This is a genomic window from Reyranella sp., assembly GCF_965279465.1.
In the GTDB taxonomy this organism is placed as follows: domain Bacteria; phylum Pseudomonadota; class Alphaproteobacteria; order Reyranellales; family Reyranellaceae; genus Reyranella.
Map to the genome: position 1 here is coordinate 1199931 of NZ_OZ257242.1, position 17459 is coordinate 1217389.

Annotated in this window: 16 protein-coding genes; 11 read left to right on the top strand and 5 right to left on the bottom strand. The window is 65.5% G+C overall.

From position 1 onward, the window contains the following. Nucleotides 1-42: 42 nt before the first annotated feature. From ACQY8M_RS05805 to ACQY8M_RS05840, 8 genes are all read left to right on the top strand, one after another. On the top strand, nucleotides 43-891 hold the full coding sequence (locus ACQY8M_RS05805; protein ID WP_428669788.1) for an MBL fold metallo-hydrolase: 849 nt from the start codon (nucleotides 43-45) through the stop codon (nucleotides 889-891). A 33-nt stretch (nucleotides 892-924) separates the two neighbouring features. Continuing rightward, a complete protein-coding gene (locus ACQY8M_RS05810; protein WP_428669790.1) occupies nucleotides 925-1761 on the top strand; it encodes a class I SAM-dependent methyltransferase in 837 nt (278 codons plus the stop codon). 103 nt (nucleotides 1762-1864) lie between these two features. Continuing rightward, a complete protein-coding gene (locus ACQY8M_RS05815; RefSeq protein ID WP_428669792.1) occupies nucleotides 1865-2596 on the top strand; it encodes a Tim44/TimA family putative adaptor protein in 732 nt (243 codons plus the stop codon). Nucleotides 2597-2614: 18 nt separating this feature from the next. Next, complete coding sequence (mltA, locus tag ACQY8M_RS05820) at nucleotides 2615-3718, top strand: murein transglycosylase A (RefSeq protein WP_428669794.1); 1104 nt, start codon at nucleotides 2615-2617, stop codon at nucleotides 3716-3718. A 53-nt stretch (nucleotides 3719-3771) separates the two neighbouring features. After that, nucleotides 3772-4572, top strand: a complete 801-nt coding sequence (locus ACQY8M_RS05825; RefSeq protein WP_428669796.1) for a (Fe-S)-binding protein — start codon at nucleotides 3772-3774, stop codon at nucleotides 4570-4572. Next, nucleotides 4572-6005: a LutB/LldF family L-lactate oxidation iron-sulfur protein gene (locus tag ACQY8M_RS05830; RefSeq protein ID WP_428669798.1), complete on the top strand. Its 1434-nt coding sequence runs from the start codon at nucleotides 4572-4574 to the stop codon at nucleotides 6003-6005. The genes ACQY8M_RS05825 and ACQY8M_RS05830 overlap by 1 nt, the downstream gene beginning before the upstream one ends. Beyond that, complete coding sequence (locus tag ACQY8M_RS05835) at nucleotides 6002-6688, top strand: LutC/YkgG family protein (RefSeq protein ID WP_428669800.1); 687 nt, start codon at nucleotides 6002-6004, stop codon at nucleotides 6686-6688. Before ACQY8M_RS05830 ends, ACQY8M_RS05835 begins: the two co-directional genes overlap by 4 nt. Further along, complete coding sequence (locus ACQY8M_RS05840) at nucleotides 6685-7452, top strand: class I SAM-dependent methyltransferase (RefSeq protein WP_428669802.1); 768 nt, start codon at nucleotides 6685-6687, stop codon at nucleotides 7450-7452. Before ACQY8M_RS05835 ends, ACQY8M_RS05840 begins: the two co-directional genes overlap by 4 nt. 49 nt (nucleotides 7453-7501) lie before the next feature. On the opposite strand, the gene ACQY8M_RS05845 is transcribed toward ACQY8M_RS05840, so the two are convergent. Next, nucleotides 7502-8881 carry a porin gene (locus ACQY8M_RS05845; RefSeq protein WP_428669804.1) on the bottom strand — a complete coding sequence of 460 codons (1380 nt, stop codon included), beginning with the start codon at nucleotides 8879-8881 and terminating at the stop codon, nucleotides 7502-7504. A 398-nt stretch (nucleotides 8882-9279) separates the two neighbouring features. Between ACQY8M_RS05845 and ACQY8M_RS05850 the strand changes: the two genes are divergently transcribed. The 3 genes from ACQY8M_RS05850 to holA all read left to right on the top strand — a co-directional run bounded on the left by ACQY8M_RS05850 (nucleotide 9280) and on the right by holA (nucleotide 13594). Next, entirely contained in the window at nucleotides 9280-9846 is a 567-nt protein-coding gene (locus ACQY8M_RS05850) for a DUF3576 domain-containing protein (RefSeq protein WP_428669806.1), read from the top strand. Nucleotides 9847-9933: 87 nt separating this feature from the next. Beyond that, the gene (leuS, locus tag ACQY8M_RS05855; RefSeq protein ID WP_428669808.1) at nucleotides 9934-12537 is read left to right on the top strand and encodes a leucine--tRNA ligase; all 2604 of its coding nucleotides are present in this window, start codon (nucleotides 9934-9936) and stop codon (nucleotides 12535-12537) included. Between the two features lie 7 nt (nucleotides 12538-12544). Beyond that, nucleotides 12545-13594 (top strand): DNA polymerase III subunit delta, encoded by a 1050-nt coding sequence (gene holA, locus ACQY8M_RS05860; protein WP_428669810.1) that lies wholly within the window; start codon nucleotides 12545-12547, stop codon nucleotides 13592-13594. Here the strand turns inward: holA and ACQY8M_RS05865 are convergent. From ACQY8M_RS05865 to ACQY8M_RS05880, 4 genes are all read right to left on the bottom strand, one after another. Next, complete coding sequence (locus tag ACQY8M_RS05865; protein WP_428669812.1) at nucleotides 13566-15350, bottom strand: tetratricopeptide repeat protein; 1785 nt, start codon at nucleotides 15348-15350, stop codon at nucleotides 13566-13568. The two genes, holA and ACQY8M_RS05865, sit on opposite strands and share 29 nt — an antisense overlap. A gap of 35 nt (nucleotides 15351-15385) precedes the next feature. After that, nucleotides 15386-16201: a family 1 encapsulin nanocompartment shell protein gene (locus ACQY8M_RS05870; RefSeq protein ID WP_428669814.1), complete on the bottom strand. Its 816-nt coding sequence runs from the start codon at nucleotides 16199-16201 to the stop codon at nucleotides 15386-15388. Then, complete coding sequence (locus tag ACQY8M_RS05875) at nucleotides 16198-16605, bottom strand: encapsulin-associated ferritin-like protein (RefSeq protein WP_428669816.1); 408 nt, start codon at nucleotides 16603-16605, stop codon at nucleotides 16198-16200. The genes ACQY8M_RS05870 and ACQY8M_RS05875 overlap by 4 nt, the downstream gene beginning before the upstream one ends. 100 nt (nucleotides 16606-16705) lie before the next feature. Continuing rightward, nucleotides 16706-17431, bottom strand: a complete 726-nt coding sequence (locus ACQY8M_RS05880; protein WP_428669818.1) for a response regulator — start codon at nucleotides 17429-17431, stop codon at nucleotides 16706-16708. Nucleotides 17432-17459 lie beyond the last annotated feature (28 nt).

The following is a 17459-nucleotide window of genomic DNA, read 5'->3' on the forward strand; positions in this document are numbered from 1 at the left end:
CCACCTGTGGACTCTGATGAGAGGATAGTTCGGGGAAGCCGATTGGCCGAGGGACTGAAGGTTCGCTTCTGGGGCGTGCGCGGTTCGATATCGTGTTCCGGCGCCGAGTACGCCCGCTATGGCGGCAACACCTCATGTCTGGAAGTGAGCGCCGGCGGCCGGCGGCTGATCTTCGACGCCGGCACCGGCATCCGCCCGCTCGGGCTCGAGCTGGCACGCCTGGCACCGCTCGATATCGACATCTACTTCACGCACACGCATCTCGACCATTTGTCGGGCCTCACCTTCTTCGCGCCGCTGTTCGACGCGCGCAATTCGGTACGGATGTGGGCGGGCCATCTCGAAGCGCCCTACACGCTTAAGAAAGTGGTCAGCAACCTGATGCAGGCACCGATCTATCCGGTGACGCTCGACATCTTCAAGGCACAGGTGAAATTCACGGAGTTCAAGGCCGGCGACCCGCTGCTCTGCGGCACGGTCACGATGCTGACGGCGCCGCTCAACCATCCCAATGGCGCGACCGGCTATCGCATCGAGCATGACGGCAAGGCGATCTGCTATATCACCGACACCGAACATCGGCCGGGCGAGCGCGACAAGACCATCGTCGAGCTCTGTCGCGGCGCCGACGTCATGATCTACGATTCGAGCTACACCGACGCCGAGTACGAGCGCTACAAGGGATGGGGACACTCCACCTGGCAGGAAGGCGTGCGTGTGGCCGATGCGGCCGGCGTCGGGACGCTCGTGATCTTCCATCACGATCCCAGCCATAACGACGCCTTCATGGACGACGTCGCACGCGAGGCGGCGGCGCTGCGGCGCGGCACCGTCGCCAGCGGGCTGCCGCGCGTGATCGTCGCGCACGAAGGCCTGACGCTCGTCCCATGAGCCTTGCATCATGAATATCGTGGGCATGGTGTCGTGAGATCCGCGCTCGGCCTTCGGGGCCGCTGGCGGCGGCTGGCGCTCGGCCTGCCGACCGTGCTGGGGCTGACACCACGCGGCTGGTTCATCCCGCACCGCTACGCGCCGCTGCTGCCGCCGCCCGGCGCGCAGCCACCCTATCCGGCGGTCGAGGTGTTGTTCGAACGGCATGCCGCCGCCTTCGAGGTGGTGATCGACCTGATCGACGGCCACGCGGCGGCGCTCGAAGCCAAGCGCAGCCTGCTCGATCAGTCGTGGTTTCCCTCGCTCGACGCCGCGGCAGCCTATGCGCTGGTGCGCGACCGCAAACCCCAGCACGTCGTGGAGGTCGGCTCCGGCCATTCGACGCGCGTTCTGGCCAAGGCGCTGGGCGGCTTGGGCGAAATCCTCGCCATCGACCCCGCGCCGCGCGCCGATATCGCGGGCCTGCCTGGCGTGCAGGTGGTGCTGTCCACGGTCCAGGCGGCGGCACCGGAGCTGTTCGACGGTCTGGGTCCCGGCGATATCCTGTTCATCGACTCCAGTCATATCCTGATGCCGGGCAGCGACGTCGACCTGCTTCTCAATCGCGTCCTGCCGCGCTTGCCCTCCGGCGTGCTGGTCCACATCCACGATATCTTTTTGCCCTTCGACTACCCCCCGATCTGGGGCTGGCGTGCCTACAACGAGCAGCAGGGTGTGCTGCCGCTGCTGACGACGGGCGCCTATATCCCAGTCTTTTCGAGCGTATGGGCAGCCCGGAGGCTGGGTGACCGGCTCACACGATCGGTGGTGGCACGCCTGCCGTCGCCGAGCGAGGCCCTGTCGACAAGCCTCTGGCTCGAGAAAAGATGATGGCGGCGATTTGGCCGGGCGCTCCGGTGCCTGCCTTGCCCTTTCCCCAATCGCAGCCTATGTAACTTCGAGGGATTGGGTTGCGGGCTGGCGGAGAGCCATCGTGGGTAATAACTACGACATCATCTTGATCGGCCTCGTCGCGATCTTCTTGATCCTGCGGCTGCGCGCCGTGCTGGGCAAGCGTACCGGCAACGAACGCCCTCCGGCGCGCGATCCTTTTTCGCCCCCGACACCGCCGCCGACAGCCGGCCCGCCGCGCATCGGCGATGCCCCGTCGGGCAACGACAATGTCATTCCCCTGCCGAACAGCAATACGCCCAGCCCGCGGCCGCCGCTCGCGGTCAATGCACCGGGCGGCATCCGGTCGAGCGTCCTGCCGGCGGCCGCACCGGGCGTTGCGGCGATCCGAGCCGTCGATCCGGGCTTCGAGCCCACCGGCTTTGCGGCCGGTGCGCGCGCTGCTTTCACGACGATCGTGGAAGCCTTCGCGAAGGGCGACATCGGTCCGTTGCAGTCGCTGCTCGACCCGCAGACCTTCGCCAGCTTCAAGGGAGCCATCACGAGCCGCATCGAGCGGGGAGAGAAGGCCGAAACCACGCTGATCGGCTTCGAGGCCTCGGACATCGCAATGGCGGAAATGCAGGGCGGCTTCGCCCAGGTCACTGTCCGTTTCGTCAGCGAGCAGATCAACGTCCTGCGCAACGCCGACGGGCAGATCGCCGACGGCAACCCCAACGAAGTGCAGAAGGTCGTGGATCTCTGGACATTCCGCCGCGACACCAGGTCCAGCGACCCTAACTGGCTGCTGATCAAGACCGAAAGCGAAGGCTAGGGGGAGGCAGACGTCCGCATGCGCTGGAGCTTCCTGTCCGGCGGCGCAGCCTTGCTGGTCGCCGCGGGACTTCTGTCTGCATGCGCCGGCAGCGCCGGCAACGCCGTGGAAAGCAAGGCGCGCATGGCGCCGATCTCGTTCAATGAGATTCCGGGATGGGCCGACGACCGCCAGGGCGAAGCGCTCGTCGCGTACAAGCGTTCCTGCCCCAAGCTGATCACCGGCCCGGAGACCAGGATCGTCACCGATGGTGGCGAAAAAACCGTGACCACGGCGGAATGGAAGGCGATCTGCGACGCCGCCAACGGAGTGAAGGACACTGACACCCGCGCTGCCCGGCGCTTCTTCGAAGATAATTTCCGCCCCCTGGTGGTGCAGTCGCCCGGTAACTTCACAGGCTATTTCGAGCCGGAGCTGCGCGGCAGCCGTGCGCCCTCGCGCCTCTACACGGTGCCGGTTTATCGCCGCCCGCCCGATCTCGGCGACGGGCCCTACTATACGCGCGCCGAGATCGAGCAGGGCGCGCTCAAGGGCAAAGGACTGGAAATCGCCTGGGTACAGGATCCTGTCGCGCTGTTCGAGGTGCAGGTCCAGGGCAGCGGCCGAATCCATCTGGCCGAAGGCGGCATGCTCAGCATCGGCTTCGACGGCTCCAACAATCGCCCATACACGGCGATCGGCGGCGTCTTGGCTGACATGGGCGTGATGCAGCGCGAGGACGCGAATTGGCCGGCGATCCGCAACTGGCTGAAGCGCAATCCTGGCAAGGGCCGCGACGTGATGCGCAAAAACGAGCGCTACATCTTTTTCAAGGACACCCGCAGCACCGCCGCAGCAGGGTCGCAGGGCGTGCCGCTCACGGCGCAGCGCAGCCTGGCGGTCGATCCGCGTTTCACGCCGTACGGCACGCCGATCTGGATCGCCACCCAGCGGCCGGTGATCGGCAAGCCGGGCCAGGTCGAGGTTTATCGCCGCCTGCTGATTGCCCAGGATAGCGGTGCCGCCATCAAGGGCCCTGCGCGCGGCGACGTGTTCTTCGGTGGTGGTGCCAACGCTTCGGAATGGGCCGGCCGAATGGTGGGCAGCGGCCAGGCCATCGTGCTGGTGCCCAACCGGGGCTGAGCCGCGACGGAATTATCCGGCACCCCCCGTTGCACCGCATTTTTGCGGCTGCCATGGTGCCCGATGTGCCCAGTCCGCTCGCCTGTTCTCGCCCGCGCCGTGTGGCGCTTTTCGTCACCTGCCTCGTCGACCTGTTCCGGCCGTCCGTCGGCTTCGCCGCGGTGAAACTACTCGAGGAGGCGGGTTGCACCGTCGAGGTGCCGCCGCTGCAGGTGTGCTGCGGGCAGCCGGCCTACAATTCCGGCGATCGTGCCACCACGCGGGCGATTGCGGCGCAAGTCATCGAGGCGTTTGACGGATACGAAGCCGTGGTCGCGCCGTCCGGCTCCTGCGGCGGCATGATCGCCCATCACTATCCCGGCCTGTTCGGCGACGATCCAGCCATGAAGGCACGGGCCGAGGACCTTGCGGCGCGCAGCCATGAGCTGATGTCCTTCCTGGTCGACGTGCTGGGCGTGACGTCGGTTGCCGCGCGCTACCACGGCGCTGTCACCTATCATGATTCCTGTTCGGGCCTGCGCGAGCTCAGCGTCAAGCAGCAGCCGCGGCACCTGCTGGGGTCGGTGCAAGGTCTCACCCTGCGCGAGATGAGCACGCCCGAAGTCTGCTGCGGCTTCGGCGGCACCTTCTGCGTGAAGTATCCCGAGATCTCGAATGCCATGGTGGGCGAGAAGTCGGCCGATATCGTGGCTTCCGGCGCAGGCACGCTGCTGGCGGGAGATCTCGGCTGCCTGATGAACATGGCGGGCAAGCTGCAGCGCGACGGCAGCGCCGTCAAAGTCCGGCACGTCGCCGAGGTGCTGGCCGACATGGGTGACCTGCCGCCGATCGGCGAGGTCGAGGGGCAGCGCTAGTGCAATCGACCGCCCGCGACTTCAATCACAACGTCGGCGCCGCGCTCGCCAATCCCAACCTCCAGGATTCGCTCGCCAAGCTTAAGGTCGGGTTTTCGGAGCGCCGCCGGCAGGCGGCCGAGCGGCTGCCCGAGTTCGAAGCGCTGCGCGACGCCGCGCGCGACATTAAGAACCATACGCTCGCCAATCTCGATTTCTACCTCGAGGAATTCGAGCGCAAGGTCACTGCGCTGGGTGGCCATGTCCATTGGGCGCCGACGGCGGAAGATGCGCGGCGCGTCATCGCCGGGCTTTGCCGGAGCGTCGGTGCGCGCACGATCGCCAAGTCGAAGTCGATGATCTCGGAAGAGATCGGCATCAACGATCACCTCGAGTCCCTGGGCATCGCGCCGATCGAAACCGATCTCGGCGAGTACATCATTCAGCTCCGGCACGAGCCGCCGAGCCACATCATCGCACCCGCGGTGCATCTCACCAAGGATCAGGTCGCCGACACCTTCCTCGAGCATCATAGTGCGCTGGGCTTCACCAAGCGGTTGACTGAGCGCAGCGACATGGTCGCCGAAGCGCGCCATGTGCTGCGGCAGAAATTCCTCGACGCCGATGTCGGGCTGACCGGCGCCAACTTCCTCGTCGCCGAGACAGGCTCGTCGATGCTGGTCACCAACGAGGGCAACGCCGACCTCTCCAATACGCTCCCCAAGATGCATATCGTGCTGGCCAGCATCGAGAAGGTGATTCCGACGCTCGAGGATGCGGCGGTGCTGCTGCGTGTGCTGGCGCGCTCGGCGACCGGCCAGGAATCGTCGACCTATACGACGTTCAACACCGGCCCCAAGCGCGTCGGCGATCTCGACGGGCCGTCGCAGTATCACGTCGTCATCCTCGACAATGGGCGTTCGTCGGTGCTGGGCACCGAGATGCAGGAGATGCTGCGCTGCATCCGCTGCGGCGCGTGCATGAACCATTGTCCGGTGTACGGCGCGATTGGCGGCCATGCTTATGGTTGGGTCTATCCCGGCCCGATCGGTGCCGTGCTGACGCCGCAGCTCATCGGCGTCGAGGAGGCGAGCAATCTTCCCAATGCGTCGACCTTCTGTGGCCGTTGCGAGAGCGTGTGCCCGGTGCGCATCCCCCTGCCCCGCCTGATGCGGCACTGGCGCGAGAGGGAATTCGAGCGCCATCTCACCCCCAAAGCGGTTCGTCAGGGCTTGGCGCTCTGGAGCTTCGTGGCGCGCCGCCCGAAGCTGTATCGGCTCCTGACAGGCTGGGCCAACCGTATGCTTGCCCTGTTCGGGCGCGGCGCGGGCCGCTTCCACGCTCTGCCGCTGGCATCGGGCTGGACGCGGTTCCGGGACTTTCCGGCGCCCGAGGCCGGCGGCACATTCCATGCACAGTGGGTGCGGCACGGCGGAGCGCGGACCCGGCCATGAGCGAGACCGGAAGCGAAGCCCGCGCCCAGATCCTGAACGGCATTCGCCGCTCGCTTCGGCGGGGCGAGCTGGCCGGTCCGGCGCGAGAGGCCGTCGAGGCGCGTCTCGCCACGCCGCCGCGCGGCCCATCGGTCGCCCGGGCGCAGCTCCCTCAGCCGGAAAGGGTTGCTCTGTTCTGCCAATGGGCGGAAACCAACAACGCGACGGTCGTGCGAGCGGCGCCCGGCGAGGTCGCGGAAGAAGTCGCGGCCTATCTGGCGCGAAACAACCTCCCGGCCCGGGCCGCGATGGCGCCATCGCCGCTGCTCGACCGCTACGATTGGGCGAACCAGAAGATGCTGGCGCTGCGGCGCGGACGCGGCGAGGGCACCGATCAGGTCGCGATCACCGGAGCGTTTGCCGGTATCGCCGAGACCGGCACTCTGGTAATGGCGTCGGGGCCCGATCACCCCGTTTCGCTGAACCTGCTCCCCGATACCCATGTCGTGGTGTTGCGAGAGGACGACATCGTGGCCGGCTATGAGGAGGTCTGGGCGCGGCTGCGCGAGCGCTACGGTAAGGACGCCATGCCACGCACGGTGAATACCATCACCGGTCCCTCGCGCACCGGCGACATCGAGCAAGCCATGGAGCTCGGGGCGCACGGGCCGCGACGCCTGCACATCATCGTGGTCCGCGAATGACCGCCGCCGGCGGCGCGCCCCTCTCCGCTCGCAAGGGTGAGTTGCGCATCGTCGGCACGAGCGTCACGCGCGAGATCGAGCTGTTGCTCGACCGCGTCGCCGAAACCGTGGGTCGGCGCGCGCCGCGTGTCCTGCAGGTCGGATCCCGGACGTCGGTCTTGGATCGAAACGAACGGAACTGGCGAGCGTTGATCGCCAAGCGCTTCGGTAATCGGGCGCACTTCATCGGTGTCGACCTTGCCGAGGGGAGCAATGTCGACCGTCGGCTCGACATCTGCGGTCCGCCCAAGGCAGTTCGACAGGCATTGGGCCAGGGATCATTCGACTTCGTCGTGTGTTGCCATGTTCTGGAGCACACCGTGTCGCCCTGGAAAGCCGCCCGGAATATCGGGAACGCATTGCGGCCGGGCGGTTTTGCCTATATCGCGACACCTTGGTCGCAGGCTTTCCATGCGGCGCCCGACGATTACTGGCGCTTTTCCATTCGCGGACTGAAGCTGCTGTTCGACGGTTTCGACATCCTGTCGTCGTTCTACAGCGGCGGCGATGTCGGCCTGGACGTTGCCTACCGACTGGAGCGCAACGGGCAGCTCGACTTCGAAGCCGCCGCTGGCGCTGTCGAACAGGGGTTGTTCCAGCTCGTTCTGGATCACGAGGACAACCGGGCGATCCTGGCCCGCCAAGCCACCGAGCGGTTGCCGGTATCGCGCACCTATCTGCCGACCCTGTTCGTCAACCTCGTGGGTCGCAAGCCCCCCACATAAAAAGAGCGGGCTTTCGCCCGCTCTTTCCGATTTGTCTGAAGTCTTGCGACTAGAAACGAAGGTCCATGCCCATCATCAGAGCCCAAGACTGGCCCTGGGTGCCGTTGACCGGACCGCCCACGTTCCAGAGGATACCGCCGCCGACCAGCTTGATGCCCGGTCCGAGAGCGTAGTTCACGCCGAGTTCGTACTTGTCCGCAACGTAGCCACCAAAGACGGCCGCGCCCGCAAGCGGGTTCGTGCCAAAGTAGCCCGAGGACGAACCAGCGGTGGCCACCGTAGTGATGCCACTGGTGGTGCCCTGACCAACCGTCGCGAGCGGGCTCGCGCCGTTGCCGTTGTCGGTGTTGACGTGACCCCAGCCGAGCGACATCTGCCACGGACCGGTTTCGTACATGATCGACGCCGCCCACTTGCGGCTTTCGGCGGCCACGCCGGTGTAGTAGTTGCCGCCAATGCCGTTGTTGTCGTAGCCGTACGAGCCACCGACCGTAAAGCCGGCAAAGCCGAACTGCACACCGACGACCCACTGCTTCCACGGAGCCAGGTTCGCGCCGGTGACCGTGTTGGCGTTGTTGGCGGCGAGATTGTTGAAGCTCGGCACGAAGTTCGCATACATCCACGCACCGAAGAGGGCGACGGTGACGTCTCCGAACTTGTTCAGGTAGTTGGCGCCGACGTCGAACACATCTTGGTACGAGTTGTCGTTGGTCGGGCAGTTGCTCGCCGTCGTCGCGTCGTTCGTGCCGCAAATGCCGCCGCCGAGACCGGGACCGACGCTCATACCCCTGGACGCCACGGCGTTCGGGTTGATGTTGATCTTCGGTGCATAGCCGACACCAACCTGCAACCCCATGAAGCGCGGAGTGAAGTAGTTGATCCGGTTCACGTCCTGGAACTGGCCGCCGATCGTGAAGAACGTCGCCGCGCCCTGTGCCGGGTTGGCGAGCATTGCGGCGCTCGCCCAGTTGAAGTTCGAGTTGTGCTGGAAGAAACCCCAACCCAGGAGCGCCGACGGCGCGCCGTAGTACATACGATAGGAGGCTTGGTCGCGCGAGCCGAACTCGAGGCGGCCCCAATCGCCGAAGGCGAACAGGAACGCTTCGTCGATCTGGCGGGCATGGCCACCGGTGGAGGTCGTGACCGAGTTGTTCCAGCCTTCGAGCTCGACGGTCAGACCGACCGTGGTGCCGTTGTCCAGCTTCGACTGGCCGATGAAATGAATTTCACCTTCCTGAATGAACTGGAGACCCTTGTATTGGAGTGACGTTCCATCGGGGGCGTAGACGCCCTCAATGCCGCCGGCCAGCGCGTAGAACTGGTAGTAGCCGCCGACGCCGATCTTGATCGGGTCAGCTGCCATGGCCGGGGCGGCCATCAGTCCACCGGCGACCAAGGCGGTCGATCCCAGCAGAAGCTTTTTCATCATTCTCCCTCTCTCGTTGATCAGAAACTGGTACGTACCAAAGGCCTGCCCGACCGGCGGAAGGTGGAGGCTCGGAACGCAGCAACCCACTACTCCCGCCTAGACGGTGCGAGAATAGAACACAGCGGTGAAAGAAGGGTCAAGAAATGGACGCTCCGCTGAACGATTCTCCCCTTACCTGTGGCGCCTTTGTCACATTTGGGCCGGCCTAACGACCGTCATCGGACGTTAGTTCGCAGAAGAGATCTTATAAATCTCATTACGCAACTAAGGGTGCGCCAACCGATCGCTTGAAGTCGGCGAAGCCGATGCTTATCGTCTGCGCGCCATCACGCCCCGAAAAAGCCGGGACGAGACGATATCGTGACGATATCGGGCCAAAACCGTCGGGGAATGACGAAATGTCGGGTTTTTCCAATGCCTTCCGCTTCTCGCTGCTGGGTCTCACGGTGCTCAGCCTGGCAGCCTGCGGAGATCCGGATTCCGTGACGGAAAAGCGGTCCGGACCGTCGGGCGACCGGAGCAGGCGCGACGCCTCCGCTGGCTTGGGCGGTCGCAACCGGGATGAGGGCAGTCTGTTCGGGCCGGGAGGGCTGTTCGGGACGAAGGCCAACAACGCCAAGGACACGTCTGGAACGGGCGTTGCGGTGAACGCCTACCTGTGGCGCGCCTCGCTGGATACCATCAATTTCATTCCATTGGTCTCGGCCGATCCGTTTGGTGGTGTCATCATCACCGACTGGTACACGCCGGCGGAGTCGCCCAGCGAGCGGATGAAGGTCCAGATCACCATTCTCGACCGGGAACTAAGGGCCGATGGCGTGAGGGTTGCCGTGTTCAAGCAGCAGCAGGGGGCCCGCACAGGCAGCACCTGGGTCGATGCGCAGGTCGATCCGCGCACCAATACCGAGATCGAAAACGCTATCCTGACCCGCGCCCGGCAGCTTCGCATCGCCCAAGGCGGTTGAGGCGGCGGCTGACCGGCGTCACAGGGCTTGACTTGAGGGGCCGCAGCTTGCATCCGCTGCGGCCTTAGTTTTTTCGGGAGTCCATCCGTGTCGTCGCCCCAGGCGCCTCAACCGGCGCGCTACAATTTCCGCGAGACCGAAGCCAAGTGGCAGAAGGTCTGGGAGGACCGCCAGACCTTCCGCGCCGTCATGGACAAGGCGCGGCCGAAATACTACGTGCTCGAGATGTTCCCCTATCCGTCGGGGCGCATCCACATGGGTCACGTGCGCAACTACACCCAAGGCGACGTCATCGCCCGCTACAAGCGCGCCAAGGGCTTCAACGTCCTGCATCCGATGGGCTGGGACGCCTTCGGCCTGCCGGCTGAGAACGCGGCGATGGAGAAGAAGGTCCATCCCAAGGCTTGGACCTACGAGAACATTGCCACCATGAAGGCGCAGCTCAAGTCGATGGGCCTGTCGCTCGACTGGAGTCGCGAGCTCGCGACCTGCGATCCCGCCTACTATCGGCACGAGCAGAAGATGTTCCTCGACTTCTGGAAGGCGGGTCTCGCCTATCGCAGCGAGGCTTGGGTCAACTGGGATCCCATCGACAATACGGTGCTGGCCAACGAGCAGGTGATCGAGGGCAAGGGTTGGCGCACCGGTGCCACAGTGGAGCGGCGCAGGCTCACGCAGTGGAACCTCAAGATGACGGCTTTCACCGAAGAGCTGCTCGGGCGCTTGGACACGCTCGACCGCTGGCCCGAGAAGGTGCGCCTGATGCAGGCCAACTGGATCGGCAAGAGCCGCGGCGCCCGCGTCTTCTGGGCACTCGCGGATTCTGCCGGCGCCGCGCGCGGAGAGCTCGAGATCTTCACGACCCGTCCGGACACGCTGTATGGCGCGTCGTTCGCCGCCCTGTCGGTCGATCATCCGATCACCTCCGAGCTGGCGGCCAAGGATCCCGGCCTGCAGCGCTTCATCGAAGAGTGCCGCAAGACCGGCACGGCCGCGGCCGAGATCGAAACCGCGGAAAAGCAGGGCTACAAGCTGCCACTGCTTGCCAGGCATCCGCTGATGCCGGGCAAGACCATCCCGGTCTATGCGGCCAACTTCGTGCTGATGGAGTATGGCACCGGCGCGATCTTCGGCTGCCCGGGCCACGACGAGCGCGACCACGAGTTCGCGACCAAGTACGGCCTGCCGATCCTGCCCGTCGTGATGCCGAAGGATGCCGATCCGGCGAGGTTCAGTGTCGCCGCCGCCCCGTTCGTCGAGGATGGCGTGATCATCAACTCGGACTTCCTGAACGGACTCGGCGTCGAGGACGCCATCGCGAAGGTCATCGCGCGGCTCGAGGAACTCGGCGTCGGCAAGGGCACGATCCAGTACCGCCAACGCGACTGGCTGGTGTCGCGCCAGCGCTATTGGGGGACACCGATCCCGGCGATCCATTGCGAGACGTGCGGCGTGGTGCCGGTGCCGGAGCAGGACCTGCCGGTCGAACTGCCGGATGACGTCACCTTCGACAAGCCGGGCAATCCGCTGGACCACCATCCGACCTGGAAGCACGTCGCCTGCCCGAGCTGCGGCGGCGCGGCGCGGCGCGAGACCGACACTTTCGACACTTTCGTGAACTCGAGCTGGTACTTCGACCGCTTCACCTCACCGAACCTCGCCACCGCCCCGTTCGACCGCGAGGAGGACCACTACTGGATGCCGGTCGACCAGTATATCGGCGGCATCGAGCACGCGATCCTGCACCTGCTCTATTCGCGCTTCTGGACCCGCGCGATGCGCGAGGTGCAGATGACCAGCCGCGACGAGCCGTTTGACGGGCTGTTCACCCAGGGCATGGTCTGCCACGAAACCTACCGCGCGGCCGACGGCACCTGGCTGCTGCCCGAGGAGATCGAGCGGATCGACGGCGGCAAGGTCGTCCGTCTCTCCGACAAGAGTCCGGTCGAGGTTGGCCGCTCGGAGAAGATGTCCAAGTCCAAGAAGAACGTCGTCGACCCGGACCAGATCATCCACGATTTCGGTGCCGATACCGCGCGCTGGTTCATGCTGTCGGACTCCCCGCCGGAGCGCGATCTCGAATGGACCGAAGCCGGCGTCACCGGCGCCTGGCGGTTCCAGCAGCGGCTGCATCGGATCGCCAACGAGGCGATGGCGAAGCTGCCGGCCGCCGATGCCGCAAGACCCGAGGCGTTTTCCGTCGCTGCGACTGCGTTGCGACGCGCCGCTCACAAGACGATCGCCGGCCTGTCGGCCGACATCGAGGCCTTCCATTTCAACAAGGCCGTGGCACGCCTTTACGAACTCGCCAACACGATCGGCGGCTTCGAGGCGACGGACGAGACCTGCCCATGGGCGCTGCGCGAGGCGCTGGAGATCTTCGTACGCCTGATCGGCCCGATGACCCCCCATCTCGCCGAGGAGCTGTGGGTGGCACTCGGACACACCACGCTGCTCGCCGATTCGGGCTGGCCGGTGGCCGAGGAGGCGCTGCTGGTCGACGACACGCTCACGATCGCGGTGCAGCTAAACGGCAAGCTGCGCGGCACGGTGCAGCTCGCCAAGGATGCCGCGAAGGACGTGGCGGAGGAGGCCGCGCTGGCGCTCCCGGAAATCGCACGCGCCCTCGACGGTCAGGCCCCAAAGCGGGTGATCGTCGTGCCGAACCGCATCGTCAACGTCGTGCTGTAAGCGCCGCGTGAAGATCGAGCCGCGCCAGGTCGACGCTTTCCTGAGGAGGCCGGATGCCCGGATTCGCGGCGTCGTCGTCTACGGCAACGACGACGGGCTGATCGCCGAGCGGGCCGCGCAACTCGCGCGGAGCGTGTGTGAGGATCTCAATGATCCGTTCCGCGTCGTCGATATCGCCGGCGATGTGCTCAAGGGCGATCCGGCGCGCCTGGCCGACGAGTTCTCGGCGATGTCCCTGATGGGTGGACGGAGGGTGATCCGTGTACGGCCTGCCGGCGAGGAGTCGGCAACCGCGCTCCAGAACCTCGTGGAGGCCGGCGCCGGCGACGCGCTCGTCGTGCTGGAAGGGGGCAATCTCACGCCACGTTCCAGCCTGCGCACGCTGGCGGAGACGGAAGACACGTTGGCCGCCTTGCCCTGCTACCCCGATTCCGAAGAAGACCTCGAACGCCTGGTCGAGGGCGCGGCCAGGACGCACGGCTTCACCGTGGAAGAGGATGCGCTGGCGTGGATCGTCGAGCGGCTGGGCGGCGACCGGGGCCAGACCCGGAGCGAAATCGACAAGCTCATGCTTTACATGGTTGGTGCCGAATCGAAGGCAATCACCCTCAAGGATGCTGCTGCAGTGATGGGCGACAGCTCGTCGATGGAGATCGACGACGTCGTCGGTGCAACCTTCGACGGCGACCTCGTCACGCTCGACCGGGCCCTCGACCGCGTCTTCGCCGAGGGCGGGAACCCCGTACAGCTGGTGCGAGCGCTCCAGCGCCATGCCGACCAGCTCCATCTCGTCCTGGCCCATGCCGCCAATGGCGGAAATCTCGAGTCCGCGATGTTCAAGGCGCGCGGCGTGCCGCGCTTCGGACCGGTCCGGCGGCGTTTCGAGAATCATCTGCGGAGCTGGCCGATCGGCCGGCTGGGCGAGGCGCTGAAACGCATCCTCGAGGCGGAGCTGGAGTGCAAGTCCACCGGCCTTCCCGACCAGGTGATCGCCCGTCGGTTGTGCCTGGCGTTCGCCCGCAGCGCCGCTAGTCGACGGCCGCAACGTCGAAGCTGACCGGCGGCTCGCCGCGACGCCAGCGCTCGAACATCCCGACATAGGCCCGATCGACATGGCGGCGGTAACGCTCGCTGTCGAACAGCGGCGCCGTCAGGCGCAGCCGCGCGAGCTTCTGTCGCAACGACGCGAGCTGGCCGGGATCGCGTGCCAGCTCGAGCGCACGGGCTTCGTAGGCTGTCAGCGATTCCGTGATCAATTCGGGCAATCCGGCGGCATGCAAGATACTTGCGCTCACGCGCGAAACGAATGTCTCGCCGCGTAGGGTGAGAACCGGCAGCCCAGCCCACAGTGCGTGGCTCGCCGTTGTATGAGCGCCGTAAGGGTAGGTATCGATAAACAGGTCAGCCAGGCGGTGACGTGCCAGATGCAGGGACAATTCGGTCCGGCGCGCGAAAACCAGACGTTCGGAAGCCACGCCGCGACGTTCCGCCGACTTTCGGAGGTTCGCGGTTGCGTCCTCGCTGTCGTAGCGCAACCACAGCACGCTGCCCGGCACGGCGGCGAGAAGGCGCATCCACACATCGAACACCGGAGGATTGATCTTGAAGGACGAATTGAACGAGCAAAAGACGAAACCATGCTCGGGCAAGCCTTCATCTGCCCGGCCGGGCGTTGCTACCGCGATCGGCTGCGCGGTGTCGGTCGAAACCCAGGTATCGGGCAGGCGAACGACCTTCTCGCGGTAGGTCTCTCCTCTCAGCCTGTCCGGCGTTGTCCGGACATCGGAAAATACGTAATCGATGAGGGGACCGCCCAGGCCGAAGCCCTGAAAATTGACCTGGATCGGCGCGGGACGGAAGGTGAGGATCTGCGCGCGGTTTCCCGCCGTATAGCCGACCAGGTCGACCAGGATGTCGACTTCCTCGCGCTGGATGAGCTTGGCAATTTCCAGGTCATTAAGCTTTCGCACATCGATGAAGCGATCGAAGGCCTTTTGAACGCGGGCCCTGATGCTGCTCTTGTCATCCGGTCCGAATGACAGGCCGACCACTTCGAAGAGCGCACGGTCGTGCCGTTCGAAGAGGTGCACGAACATGTACGAAATCGGATGCTCGCGAAAATCGGATGACAGATAGGCCAGGCGAATGCGGTCATGCCCTGCTCGCGGAACGGACGGAAGCGGCTGAAGGGCATATTTGCGCGCGGCATATTCTTCCGTGTAACGCCGCTGCAGCGACGGCGACAGCGAGTGCCAGGTGAATGGTACCGGTTGATCTGCCGGTTCCCCGCGGGCAGCGCGATCGACGATCTCCGCGGAGATCTTCTCGTAGTCGGTCCAGTCGCAGGCATTCATCCTCGATTGAAAAAGGCTTCCCAGCACCTTCGGCTGATCCGGGGACAAGGCCCATAGCCGAGCGTAGGTCTCCGCCGACTCGCAAAACCGGCGCAACGCGTCGAGAAGTCCGGCGCGGTTGTTCAGCGCCTCGCGATAGTCGGGCCTGAGCGCGAGGGCGCTGTCCAGGCTCGCCAGCGCCTTCTCCTTCTGGCCGATGTCGAACAGGGCCATCGCGCGATTGTTGAGGACATCGGGACTGTTCGGCTGCAGCTTCAGCAGCCGGTCGAACGCCTCGATTGCTTTCGCCGGATTGCGCTTGCGCAGATTGATGACGCCCAGCAAGTGCAGCGCGCCGACATGGGCGGCCTGGCTCCTGAGCGTCCTGCGGCACAGGCTTTCCGCTTCGTCGAGCCGGCCCTGGCGATAGGCCGCGACGGCTTGCTGGAAGGCGAGATTTGGATTGGGCGGTCCGGCCATGCGAGCCGGACCGTACCTAGCGACGCAGCCGGAGGCTAGGGCGTCCTGGCCGTGCTGAGCGGAATCGCCGCCTGCTCGGTCAGGATCAGGAAAGTGAAGCTTTCCTCGATGTAGAGTCGCACCCGCTCGGTGTCATGCTCGAGATAGCCGATCGAGAAGTCCTGTCCGACCGACAGCTCGAAATCGCCGCCACGCTGGGAGATCACGAGACCGCCATCGATTCCGGGCGCCCAGACGATGTCGCCGTCGATCAGGCGCTGGACATGGCTGATGATGGGATAGCCGCCGTCGGTGCGCGCCGAGAGATCCTTGTAGAGCTGGTCGTTCAGCACAACCGCAAATGGGCCTTCTATGCCCTCGTCGCGCAATTTGGTGAGCGCTGTCGCGACCGCGAGGGGATAGTCGGCGTGGCTGCTGCCCAACGGCACGGCCACATTTTCGAGCTTTTGGCAGATGCCCGTGATCTGGGCGGCCTGATAGCCGTGGAAAATCGAGCGATCCTCGGCGATCGCGATGGCGCGCGCCGCCGACGTCACCGAATCGAGATCGGGATCACGCGCGCCGCGATCGATCGCGTCGAGTTCCGCGCGGCTCACATCGAAGGGAATGCGCAGCTCGACCAGTGGCTGGATCCGGCGCAGGCGCGCCTGTACCTCCTTGCCGCTGGGCGGCGAGGGGATCGGATCGGCACGGCCCAGTTCCACGTCCGACGCACCCCACCCGAGTGGACCCTTGAAGTCGACGACGCGGCGGGCCGCCAGCAGGGCGCGCAAGGTGCGGCGCGCTTCCTTCTCGATCTCTTCCCAGCCGGCAGAGGTGATCGGCGCGCGATCGCGAAAAAGATGATTCATTTGCCGTCTCCTGCCTTGCGCAGGCTGCCGATGCCCAGGCTGCCGTCGCTGGCCGCCGCGCGCGGTTCGCTTGCTCCGCCTGTTTTGTTGCTGGCCTCGCCATGGACCATCTCGGCCTCGATCTCGGTGATCGGGCCCTCGGTGAAGAGAAAAGTCTTGAGATGCTGGGCGAGCTTCGGATCGTTGCGGCGCAACCACTCGAGCGCCATTGCCGCATGCTCCTTTTCTTCGTCGCGATTGTGCTCGAGGATGGCACGCAGATCGGGATTGCTCGTGGCCTTGGCGCGCTGGTTGTACCAGTCGACCGCCTCGAGCTCTTCCATCAAGGAAACAATCGCGCGATGGGTATCAATTGCCTCGGCGCCGAGCGCCTCGGCGCTCTCATGCAGGGACTCACTCGACATTCGTCCTACCTCCCGCTGTGCGGACGAACGCGTAGTCCGGCCGTTCCTTCGGATGAACGCACAGAACTGTAGTCCGTTCCATGACGAACGATGAATCGAATCAATCTTCGGGGGGCACGAACATGTAGCCGGCACCCCGCACCGTCCGGATCGAAGTCGGCCGTGCCGGATCGGTTTCGATCTTGCGGCGGATCCGCAGGATGCGGATGTCGATCGCGCGGTCGAACGCTTCCATCTCGCGATGGCTCGTCGTTTCCAGCAGCCAGTCGCGGGTCAGCGGCCGATTGGGATTCTCGGCAAACAGCTTGAGCAGCTCGAACTCGCCGGCCCGCAGCGGCACATCCTCGCCCGACAGCGCCGTCATGCGACGGCCCGCGAGATCGAGCAGGCACTTGCCCATACGCACGCGTTCCCCCGGAGTGGCGGCCTCCGCGCCGCCGGCGCGGCGCAGCACGGCCTTGATCCGGGCCAGCAGGGCGCGCGCCTCGTAGGGCTTGGCGATGTAGTCATCGGCTCCCGTCTCGAGACCGACGACCTGGTCGACGGTGTCATCGCTTGCCGTCACCATGATGATTCCCATACGGCGGCTGCGCTCGCGCAGGTATCGGGCGAGCGAGAAGCCATCCTCGCCGCCCGGCAGGCGCAGGTCGAGCAGCACGAGGGCGGGCGGATCCTTCTCGACCAATTTGCGCAGCGCCGAGCCGGAATCGACGCCCGTCGCGCGATAACCCCTGTCGTCGAGGAAGTCGACGAGGGTTTCGCGCTGAAACTGTTCGTCCTCCACCACGATGACGTGGGGACGAGGATCCTTGGGCCGAGCCGCCATCGGCCTATCCTGACGGCCGAATCCACCA